Below are 10688 nucleotides of genomic sequence, written 5' to 3' on the forward strand. Positions count from 1 at the left end.
TTGCTTTGAATACCAGTGATATGGATGAAAAGAATTTAGCCCTACAGAAACTAATTGCCAGTGTTAACCGTAGCACTCATATTGTTCAACAGCTGCTTACCATGAGTAAATTGGTTCCAGAAGCAACTAATATCAACGATATTGATGAAGTCAATTTAGTTAAGATAACCCGTGAAGTTTTAGCGATGTTGGCGCCGAGTGCTGTAGAGAAGCAAATAGAGCTTGAGTTCGAACATGATGAACAGACACCTATTTTTGCAGGAAATCTTACAGCGCTTAGTATTCTTATTCGGAATTTAGTTGATAATGCGATCCGTTATTGTAAGGAGAATGGAAAAGTATCGGTTCGTGTTTATAGCAAAGAGCAGGAATTGGTTCTTGAGGTACGTGATAATGGCCCAGGAATACCGAGTGAATTACAAAATCGGGTCTTTGAACGTTTCTTCCGTGTTCTAGGAAATAAGAGTCCTGGTAGTGGTTTGGGCTTGGCTATTGTAAGGCAAATCACCGATCTACATGGTGGACGAGTAGAACTAGATTCTCCCACAGAAGGCACTGGCTTAATCGTGCGAGTCTATTTCCCCATTCCTCACGGCGCATCATCACAACAAGGTTAATATCCGGTTTTAAGCACCAAGGTAAAAGACTCGGATCATCTTAACTCATTCGAAATTATATATAATCAGCAATTAACTGTGTTGGCACAACAAAAGCATGATGGCAGAATTTTACAGTAGCTAATTACCATAAAATCAGCTTTTATCGGCTTGCTAATAGCTGCAAAGCTTGGCGAATCAATTGCTCGCAGGTTTTATTCCCATCATCAATTTTATTAATCACCTTAACTGCCTCCTGCTGCCTATATCCCAATGCTTCCAATGCATTAATAGCTTCATCCTGTTCACGGTTAACTGATAGTTTCTGTGATAATTGGTTAGAATCGATGCTGTTAAACTGCTTCACACTGTCTTTCATTTCAATCACCAAGCGCTCGGCCGTTTTTTACCGATACCCGGTAATTTAGTGAGAAATAAAGTATTCTGTTGCGTGATACATTGAATAAACTCAGCAGGCGTAATACTTGAAAGAATAGCCATGGCTAGTTTAGGGCCGACTCCATTTACTTTAATTAAAGCTCTAAATAACGCCCGCTCCTCTTTATCTAAAAAACCAAAAAGCAACAAAGCATCTTCACGAACTATTGTATGAATGTGTAAATTGATCGATCCACGCTGCGACTCAAGCTGAAAAAAGGTTTGCAATGAAGTTTCCACGTCATAGCCAACCCCATTCACATCAACAACCAGCTTACCTGGTTGGTGTTTATCAACCACCTGTCCACTTAGCCAACCTATCATCGCAAACGTCTCCTTGTGCTCTGCCGCAATGGTTGCAAAACCGATAATCCATGCCGCATGTGGCTGTGGCAAATTGCGATAGCCAACGCATCAGCAGCATCATTCTGAGGTGGGTTATTAAGCGTAAGCAAAGTCACGACCATATGTTTTACTTGTTCTTTCTGAGCAGCACCGTAACCCACTACCGCCTGCTTAATTTCACGAGCAGAATACTCACTCACATTAATTCGATGCGAAGCAGCAGCGACCATAGCAGCTCCTCTTGCGTGCCCCAGTTTTAACGCTGAACTGGGATTTTGATGCATAAAAACCTGCTCTATGGCAACCTCATCAGGAGCATACTCATCCATCAATTGGCAAATACCATTAAAAATTTGCAACAATTTTTGGCTCAATTCCCCTTCTGAGGTACGAATACAACCACTATCTACATAAAAATTTTGCGTTTCTCTTCTCGAATGATGCCATATCCAGTAATACGCGAACCAGGATCTATCCCCAAAATTATGCTCATCAGACTGATGTTTCAAAGAGTGACTCAGGGAATTCGGCATTACTATGAACCTCCTGCACGTCGTCCAAGTCTTCCAGCATATCAATTAGTTTGAGCAAGCTTTCCGCTGAGTCCTTATCCAAAGGAATCATTGTTTGAGCCCGCATCGTTAAATGAGATTGCTCAACATCATAACCTGACTGCTGAATCGCTGTTAATACAGTGTGGTACTTGTCTGCGGGAGTAATTATTTCAAGCTGTCCTTCGTCAATCACCACATCTTCCGCACCGGATTCTATTGCAATCTCCATTGCCTCTTCTTCAGGTTGTCCAGCAGCGAGAAGAATCTCACCTTGTTTATTAAACAGATAAGCCACTGAGCCATCCGTTCCCAGATTACCACCATGTTTGGTGAAAGCGTGTCTCACTTCGGAAACAGTACGATTTTTGTTGTCAGATAAACAATCAACCAATATCGCAACACCACCAGGACCATAGCCTTCATAACGCATTTCAATCATATTCTCGCCATCTAACCCACCTACACCACGCTTAATCGCGTTATCGATCGTATCGCGTTTCATATTGGCTTTTAGTGCTTTTGTGACTGCATCACGTAATCGTGGATTAGTTGCTTCGTCACCACCACCCGCTCGCGCAGCAACTGAAATTTCACGGATTAATTTAGTAAAAATTTTTCCGCGCTTTGCATCTTGTGCACCTTTGCGAAACTTAATATTAGCCCATTTGCTATGTCCAGCCATAAATACACCTCAATCAAATTCCTGTTCATCCTGAAAATAATGTCATTTCCTAAGATGAGTTTACTAAATAATAAAATTATACATCGTCAGTGACTTAAAAAGAACGGTGATTAGAGCAATCAGTATCGACATTTTTCACTTTTTCAAGCTATGCTAATGACGTTAAATTTACGAGGGAGATAAACGGTGTATTTAGCAGGATTTGGTAACCACCATCAAAGCGAAGCTGTACCAGGCGCTTTACCTAAAGAACAAAACTCCCCTCAACACTGTCAATTCGGCTTATATGCCGAACAATTAAGCGGCACTGCCTTTACAAGGCCAAGGCATGTGAATCTCCACAGCTGGCTTTATCGCACAATCCCATCTGTGGTTCATGAGGATTATCAACCTTATGAGCATGCCGCAACAGTTAATTACGCGAAACTACAAGCACCTAATCCCTTCCGCTGGTCACCTTTTGAAGCACCCACTGATAATAGAGATTTTGTTGATAGTTTATTCCACATTGCAGGGAATCACCCCACTAATGCTTACCTCTATCAATGTAGTCAATCAATGCAGACTCGCTATTTTAGTAATCATGATGGTGAAATGCTTCTAGTACCTTACTTAGGTGAAATAATACTTTATACGGAGTTTGGACGTCTTGCGATTGCTCCTGGGAAAATAGCTGTAATACCAAGAGGTGTAAAATTTAAGGTTGAACTAATATGCCCTTTAGCTTGTGGCTATCTTTGTGAAAATGCTGGCGCGCCACTGAGTTTACCACAATTAGGCCCCCTTGGGGCAAACAGCCTTGCTAATCCACGTCATTTTCTTTATCCACAAGCTTCTTATGAAAATTATAATGACGAAACCACCCTAATTTGTAAGTATCAACAACAATTTTGGATAGCAAAAAGCAATCACTCTCCACTTAATGTAGTGGCCTGGCATGGTAATTATGCCCCTTATATTTATGATCTGTCTTTGTTTAACACCATTAATACCGTTAGTTTTGATCACCCTGATCCCTCTATTTTTACTGTTTTAACCTCAGAAAGTGAAACCGTTGGTGTGGCTAATCTTGATTTTGTTATATTTCCCCCCCGATGGATGGTGGCAGAACATACTTTTAGACCGCCTTATTTTCATCGTAATATTATGAATGAATTCATGGGACTGATTCACGGCGAATACGACGCAAAAAAGAAGGATTTCTACCTGGGGGTATAAGTATTCATAATTGTATGACAGCGCATGGACCTGATTCAGAGACCTATCAAAAAACTATTCAAGAAGAGCTTGCCCCAACCCGTTATCAAAACACCCTGGCCTTCATGTTTGAAACAAAAACTCCTTGGTTGATCAGTAAAAAAGCGTTGACCCATCCAAGCAGACAATTAGATTACACAGCCTGTTGGCAAGGTTTGGGAGCCACCTCCAGCAATGTTCCTTAAACTGGGACTCCCATTCTGGCTTAAAATAAATCTTCCTGAGTTAAGCCTACGCGCTCTAAAAGCCCTCTCAAGGTTTTTAAAGCTTCAACCTGTATTTGTCTGACACGCTCTCGAGTTAAATCAATTTCCTTACCTACATCTTCAAGCGTTGCCTTTTCAAAACCACGTAGGCCAAAACGCCTAGCAATCACTTGCTGTTGGTTTTCCGTTAGTTTATCTAATAACGACTCAATATGGTTACGTAAATTTTCATCGGTCAAAAGCTCGGCCGGATTCATACTATTTTCATCAGCAATAGTATCGAGCAACGATTTATTTTCATCATAACCAATCGGCGTATCTACTGAAGCAACCTTATCATTTAAGCCAAGCAACTTTTCAACATCCTCAAGCGGTTTATCAACTCTTTCCGCAATCTCTTCCGCTGATGGCTCATGATCAAGTTGTTGTGTCAGTTGACGAGCTGCACGCAAATAAATATTCAGTTCTTTAACAACATGAATAGGTAAACGTATGGTGCGAGTTTGATTCATGATTGCACGCTCGATGGTTTGCCTAATCCACCAGGTAGCATAGGTCGAAAAACGAAACCCTCTATCAGGATCAAATTTCTCAACCGATTTCATCAAACCAAGATTTCCCTCCTCGATAAGATCAAGAAGTGGCAAACCACGATTCAAGTAGCGGCGCGCTATTTTAACTACCAGGCGCAAATTGGATTCAATCATTTTTTTACGGGCAGCTGCATCTCCCTTAAGGGCCAGCTTTGCATAATGAACTTCTTCTTCCGCCGAAAGTAAAGGAGAAAAACCGATTTCCCCTAAATAAATTTGCGTTGCATCCATCACTTTAGCAGCATGTCTGCCTCGTTGAAAACTAGGGAACGCCTCTTCATCGCTAAAATCAGGCAGTTCTTCAACATTTTCCGCGTTTTCAACCTCAACATCCGGGTCATCAGAGAGCAACGCACCATCAGGAGACTCTTCCCATTCCTCTTCGGGAGTTACATCTTCTTTTGTTGATTCGTCATCTGCTTGCATGATATCACCTATCGTGTTTATATCTTTTAAGAAAAAACACCATCTTCGCATTAAGCATGGTTATCAAAACCAATTTTTTGTTAACCTTTTTGCAGATAATTCAAAGGATTAACAGGCTTTCCTGCCTTTCTAATTTCAAAATGCACACCCCAAAATCGTCTATCTATTACTCCCATTTCGGCAATAATCTGACCAGCTTTAACTTGTTGGCCTTCACGAACCATATTCCGTAAATTATTGCCATAAGCAGTTAAAAATTGATTGTTATGTTTAATAATAATCAAATTTCCATAGCCAGAAAGGCCGCTTCCCGCATAAGCAACAACTCCACCAGATGAAGCTCTAATTTTCTCCCCTTTCGTTCCTGCAATATCTATGCCCTTTTTGCCTTGTTGCGGAATAAACTGAGTAGCAACTCGGCCATTCACAGGCCACAACCAAGATTGGTAACGAGCAGGTCTTGACCAGGTCGATTGATACGAAGGAGAAATAGGCCTAGCTGAAGGGATATTTCTTGCCGTATACACTGGCTTGGTGGTCCTAGCATGATAATAATGTCTTGCCGGAGTATGTGAAGTGCTCTCTAAGCGAATGATTTGACCTACACGCAAGGCATAAGGACTATGTAAATGGTTTAATGCGGCAAGCTGCCGGTAATCTTGGTCATAGCGAAAAGCGACTGCATAGAGCGTTTCACCCCGTAGTACTTTGTGAGTGGTTTGATTATGATTTTTGTGGTTGCCATTTTAACTCTACAACAGGCGCTAAATCAGGTCTTGAGCCACAAGCAGCAAGGAAAAAATCAATAAGAATACGCACAACTTGTACATATTTATTTTCTCAGAATAGCTATTTTATAAAAACAAGCCTTTATTAATATTAGCGCAGAAAATGCTCTTTGTTCATAATATTAACTCAGGTTCGTGCTCCCAATCTTTTTGTTAGTTCCATAACAACAAAAATTGCCAAGTCATGAGGTCCAACTAATCTCATCAATCAACGCAGATAATTGCTCAAACACTTTATAATGCGTCATATCAAGATGTAAAGGTGTAATAGAGACACAATTTTGATTAATCGCATAAAAATCTGTACCGGGACCTGCATCCGCTTCTAAACCAGGAGGACCAACCCAATAAATGGGACGGCCCCGTGGATCATATTCTTTAACAATGGGCTCAGCACCATGACGTGTTCCCAGGCGAGTCACTTCTATTCCTTTAATTTTATCCAATGGTAAATCCGGAATATTAACATTGAGGATAGTCTGAGACGGCAACATATTTGCCCGCATTTTCAACACTAATTGCCGAGCAATAGTTGCACCAGTATCATAGTACTGAATATTATCACCAACCATAGAAAAAGCGATGGCTGGTAAACCAAGATATCTCCCTTCCATCGCCGCAGCCACAGTCCCTGAATAAAGAATATCATCGCCGAGATTAGCACCCTCATTAATACCGGAAACCACGATGTCAGCATTTGGATCTAGAAAACCAGTAAGAGCTAAATGCACACAATCAGTCGGAGTACCTTCTACGCTATAATGCCCGTTGTCCAATTGTTTGACTCGCAAAGGTCTTGTCAAAGTCAATGAGTTACTTGCACCACTGCGGTTTCTTTCAGGTGCTACAACGACAACATCTCCAAGAGTTGACATTTCATTCGCTAAAGCACGAATTCCTGAGGCATGTACGCCATCATCATTACTTACTAAAATTCTCATTAATTAACTCTCTGGTGACTCTAACCATCTTACAATTGCCAAGCGTTCAGCCAAGCGCTGCTCATTGCCTTCAATTGTTTTTCTCAGTTCAGGCTGATTAGGGTTTTTCTCAAGCATATGACGCTGTTTTGCCAAATCTTGCTGTATAGACAATATTTGCTTACCAAACTCTTGGGGGTTAATTTGTATCTGGTAAACTAATTCATAAACAGAACTATTAATTGCAGCTAATTGCTCACAGCTTATCTGAGCGGGTCTTTTATTCGGGCACTCTTTAATTGCCTGCTGTAATGCTTGCGGATTCAAGCGATAATACTGTTCATTCCGGGTTGAACAAGCACCCAAAGCGATGGAAGCAGCACAAACCAAAATCCACAATTTTCTCATTACAACCTCTTGATGTTTCTACAAAGCTATCGATGTTATCATTTGTGAATAACTAACGCTATGCTAACGTGGGGTGTAACTATTCTTCGTTTTGGAGGCTAGAGACGATTTGCCTTTGTACTTATGAGCAGCTGTATTGCCATGTTTAGAGGTGAAAGTCCCATTTTTCCCCGATTTTATTACTTTGCCTTTGTATGCTAATTTTTCTTAATTGCCGCAGTAGCTGGGTTAAGACTTGCAGGTAAAGAATGGTTAGGCTCAAAATCATCGACCTCAACTCTCTCAATGCGTTTTTTAATTAGCTTCTCAATATCATGTAACTGCTTGAATTCATCAGCACAGACTAATGAAATAGCTTGACCTGATGCCCCAGCTCGGCCAGTACGCCCAATCCGATGCACATAATCCTCAGCAACCTGGGGTAAATCAAAATTAATTACTAGGGGTAATTGATCAATATCTATACCTCTGGCGGCAATATCTGTCGCCACCAAGATCGGTACTTTACCTGCTTTAAATTCATTCAACGCCTTCATACGTTGAGATTGACTTTTATTTCCATGAATTGCTAATGCTTTAATATTATCCTGTGCCAAAAGCTTTACCAACTTATTAGCACCATGCTTAGTACGAGAAAAAACCAGTGCTTGTTGCCATTTTTTGTCATGAATTAGATGACTGAGTAAAGCACTCTTGCGAGCTTTATCTACCGGATGCACCAGTTGTACAACTTTAGTGGCAGCTGTATTACGTGGCGCAACATCAATTTCAACTGGATTGACTAATAATTCCTTAGCTAATTTGCGAATTTCATCGGAAAAGGTTGCTGAAAATAGTAAGTTCTGGCGTGAACACGGTAAATAAGAAAGAATTTTCTTAATATCATGAATGAAGCCCATATCGAGCATCCGATCTGCTTCATCCAAAACCAAGGTCTCAAGTTGCTCGAAACGAATAGCATTTTGTTTATAAAGATCTAGTAAACGCCCAGGAGTCGCTACTAGGATTTCAACACCGGAACGCAATTTCATCATTTGTGGGTTAATTTTAACACCACCAAAAACAACGGCAGAACGTAAGCCTAGATGTTTACCATAGAGCATCACACTCTCATGGACCTGAGCTGCCAGCTCGCGAGTAGGGGTCAGTACTAAGGCCAGAGTGCAATTACTCCGTGCCCGCGTTTTTTGCGCCAAACGATGAAGAATGGGCAAAGTAAAACCAGCGGTTTTTCCCGTTCCTGTTTGCGCAGAAGCCAATAAATCATCTCCACGCAATACGGCGGGTATTGCCTGTGCCTGAATAGGAGACGGGGTTTCATAGCCTTGTTCACGGATTGCGCGCAGCAAAGGTTCGGCTAATTGCAAACTTGCAAAAGTCATAGGTATTTCCTCTCATGGTTAGACTACATCTCACCATGAAGCTCTACCCCCATTATGACCGATGTGTAAAGTAAGTACTTCCATGCACTCAAAAGTAAGCTATCCCGCTAAAAATATCATTCAAGTTTTAGATAAATCATGAATAAAGCCAGAGCATTTTATCACAGTTTGGAGTAAACCGCATTGTTGCATTGAATAAATGCCCTTGATTGGCTATTGTATGCACACTAAATTTTATTTGAAAAATAACTATGCTAGATTTCAAAATAGTGCGTGACGAGCAGACTGGCGAACAATTTATCGAAACTTCTATTTGCGGTAAACCCTTACTTACAATACCACAAATTAACAAGAGTACCGCTTTTACCCAAGAAGAACGACATGCTTTTGGGCTGTTAGGAAAACTACCGCATCGTGTTGAAACCCTTGATGAACAGGTAAAGCGCGCCTATTTACAATACTCAAGCTATACTTCGCGCTTGCAACAAAACATTTATCTGAATAATTTACATGATAAAAACCAAATACTGTTTTATAAGCTAATTAGCCGTCATTTGGGGGAAATGTTACCTACGATTTATACACCGATTGTTGGTACGGCTGTTAAACGCTTCAGCCATGAATATCGCCAACCACGAGGTTTATACATTGCCCACTCAGATAAGAACCAAATCGAAGACATTATCAACAACCGTTCTAACCCGGAAATTGATTTGATTGTTGTCACCGATGGCGAGGGCGTACTTGGTATTGGGGATCAGGGCATTGGTGGTATGGATATTCCGGTTGCCAAACTTATGGTTTATAGTCTTTGTGGTGGTATAGATCCCACCAGAACGTTGCCCGTTTTTTTGGATGTAGGTACAAACAATCAGGAATTACTTAATGATCCTCTTTATTTAGGCTGTCAGCATCCTCGTATTGGTACTGAGCAGTATGATGCCTTTATTCTTACCTTTGTGAATGCTATCCGTAAACATTTCCCTAATGCCTTTTTACATTGGGAAGATTTTGGTCGTGGAAATGCCCGACGTATTTTAGATAAATTTCAAAATGAGTTGTGTACCTTTAATGATGATATCCAAGGTACAGGAGCAGTCACCCTAGCAGCTTTACTGGCCGCTTGTGATGTTAGTGGCATCAAGCTTGAAGAGCATCGCATTGTTGTCTTTGGTGCAGGTTCCGCCGGAACAGGAATTAGTGATCAAATTGTCGACGCAATGGTAAGACGCGGCTTAAAGTTAGAAGAAGCTTATAAACGCTTTTGGCTAATTGATCGTCAAGGCCTTTTAATCGACAGCGATCTGGAACTCACTGAAGCACAAAAACCCTATGCACGCCAAGCAATTGAAATAGCGACTTGGGCAACTCAAGGCAAACAACAACTCTCTCTTACAGACACAGTGCGTCAAATTAAACCAACGATTCTTATTGGTTGTTCAGCGCAACCCGGTTCATTTTCACAAAATATCATTGAGATCATGTCAGATACTTGCGAAAGACCAATCATTTTCCCTCTTTCCAATCCAGATGAAAAATGCGAAGCACAACCTATTGATATTCTTGCCTGGAGCCAAGGTAAAGCGTTAATTGCTACGGGCACAGCCTTCCCGGCAGTTGAATATCAAAATCGTTTATTACAAATTGCTCAATGTAATAATGCGCTGGTATTCCCAGGGATCGGCCTGGGTATTTTAGCAATAAGGGCGTCAAGATTATCAAAAGGCATGATTTGGGCAGCTGCGGAAATTTTGAGCGAACATGCGCCAAGTAAAAAGACAGTTTTCTACCCCTTCTACCCTCTCTGGATGATGCTCAGACAGTAGCTAAACACATCGCCATTGCAGTTGCTAAAACGGCCATAGACGAAGGATTAGCCCAAATTAATCAGCAAGCTGATTTAGAAAATTTGATTCAAGAACTATTTTGGGAGCCGAGGTATTTGCCATTCAGGAAAATAAGTTAACTTGGTTAGAATAAAGAAATTTAGTCATCTGCTCCTATGCGTTAATAGGAGCAGTAACCAAATTTAGTTAGATAACTTAAAGTGTCGAGCGATGCGCATAAACCCAGGCATCCATACCAGAAGCTAA

The 10688-nt window shown here is 41.0% G+C and carries 6 protein-coding genes and 5 pseudogenes; 3 read left to right on the plus strand and 8 right to left on the minus strand.

Translation table 11 applies throughout. From position 1 onward, the window contains the following. Nucleotides 1-617: sensor histidine kinase (locus tag BN58_RS12615; RefSeq protein ID WP_019217144.1), on the plus strand; the 617-nt coding region annotated here is incomplete at its 5' end. A 142-nt stretch (nucleotides 618-759) separates the two neighbouring features. Here BN58_RS12615 and ruvA read toward each other — a convergent pair. The 3 genes and pseudogenes from ruvA to BN58_RS12630 all read right to left on the minus strand — a co-directional run bounded on the left by ruvA (nucleotide 760) and on the right by BN58_RS12630 (nucleotide 2615). Next, nucleotides 760-1358: pseudogene (gene ruvA, locus BN58_RS25030) on the minus strand (Holliday junction branch migration protein RuvA). Further along, a pseudogene (ruvC, locus tag BN58_RS25035) lies at nucleotides 1355-1872 on the minus strand (crossover junction endodeoxyribonuclease RuvC). The pseudogenes ruvA and ruvC overlap by 4 nt, the downstream one beginning before the upstream one ends. Next, nucleotides 1872-2615, minus strand: coding sequence for a YebC/PmpR family DNA-binding transcriptional regulator (locus BN58_RS12630; RefSeq protein WP_019217145.1), 744 nt, complete (start codon nucleotides 2613-2615; stop codon nucleotides 1872-1874). Before BN58_RS12630 ends, ruvC begins: the two are co-directional and overlap by 1 nt. Before the next feature lie 186 nt (nucleotides 2616-2801). Between BN58_RS12630 and hmgA the strand changes: the two are divergent. Further along, nucleotides 2802-4057, plus strand: a pseudogene (hmgA, locus tag BN58_RS25040) (homogentisate 1,2-dioxygenase). A gap of 20 nt (nucleotides 4058-4077) precedes the next feature. On the opposite strand, the gene rpoS reads toward hmgA, so the two are convergent. The 5 genes and pseudogenes from rpoS to BN58_RS12660 form a co-directional block, all read right to left on the minus strand. Then, on the minus strand, nucleotides 4078-5097 hold the full coding sequence (rpoS, locus tag BN58_RS12640; protein WP_019217147.1) for an RNA polymerase sigma factor RpoS: 1020 nt from the start codon (nucleotides 5095-5097) through the stop codon (nucleotides 4078-4080). Between the two features lie 80 nt (nucleotides 5098-5177). Beyond that, nucleotides 5178-5916: pseudogene (locus BN58_RS25045) on the minus strand (peptidoglycan DD-metalloendopeptidase family protein). 151 nt (nucleotides 5917-6067) lie between these two features. After that, the gene (gene surE, locus BN58_RS12650; RefSeq protein WP_019217150.1) at nucleotides 6068-6826 is read right to left on the minus strand and encodes a 5'/3'-nucleotidase SurE; all 759 of its coding nucleotides are present in this window, start codon (nucleotides 6824-6826) and stop codon (nucleotides 6068-6070) included. Nucleotides 6827-6829: 3 nt separating this feature from the next. Then, on the minus strand, nucleotides 6830-7213 hold the full coding sequence (locus BN58_RS12655) for a hypothetical protein (RefSeq protein WP_019217151.1): 384 nt from the start codon (nucleotides 7211-7213) through the stop codon (nucleotides 6830-6832). A 197-nt stretch (nucleotides 7214-7410) separates the two neighbouring features. Continuing rightward, on the minus strand, nucleotides 7411-8595 hold the full coding sequence (locus tag BN58_RS12660) for a DEAD/DEAH box helicase (protein WP_019217152.1): 1185 nt from the start codon (nucleotides 8593-8595) through the stop codon (nucleotides 7411-7413). A gap of 251 nt (nucleotides 8596-8846) precedes the next feature. On the opposite strand from BN58_RS12660, the pseudogene BN58_RS25050 reads away from it, so the two are divergent. Continuing rightward, nucleotides 8847-10561: pseudogene (locus tag BN58_RS25050) on the plus strand (NAD-dependent malic enzyme). The last annotated feature ends 127 nt before the right edge of the window (nucleotides 10562-10688 follow it).

The organism is Legionella tunisiensis, assembly GCF_000308315.1.
Classification (GTDB): domain Bacteria; phylum Pseudomonadota; class Gammaproteobacteria; order Legionellales; family Legionellaceae; genus Tatlockia; species Tatlockia tunisiensis.

What these genes read in the sequence shown, in the direction of transcription:
- BN58_RS12630 (WP_019217145.1), bottom strand. Translation starts at nt 2,615, where the DNA reads ATGGCTGGACATAGCAAATGGGCTAATATTAAGTTTCGCAAAGGTGCA.
- rpoS (WP_019217147.1), bottom strand. Translation starts at nt 5,097, where the DNA reads ATGCAAGCAGATGACGAATCAACAAAAGAAGATGTAACTCCCGAAGAG.
- surE (WP_019217150.1), bottom strand. Translation starts at nt 6,826, where the DNA reads ATGAGAATTTTAGTAAGTAATGATGATGGCGTACATGCCTCAGGAATT.
- BN58_RS12655 (WP_019217151.1), bottom strand. Translation starts at nt 7,213, where the DNA reads ATGAGAAAATTGTGGATTTTGGTTTGTGCTGCTTCCATCGCTTTGGGT.
- BN58_RS12660 (WP_019217152.1), bottom strand. Translation starts at nt 8,595, where the DNA reads ATGACTTTTGCAAGTTTGCAATTAGCCGAACCTTTGCTGCGCGCAATC.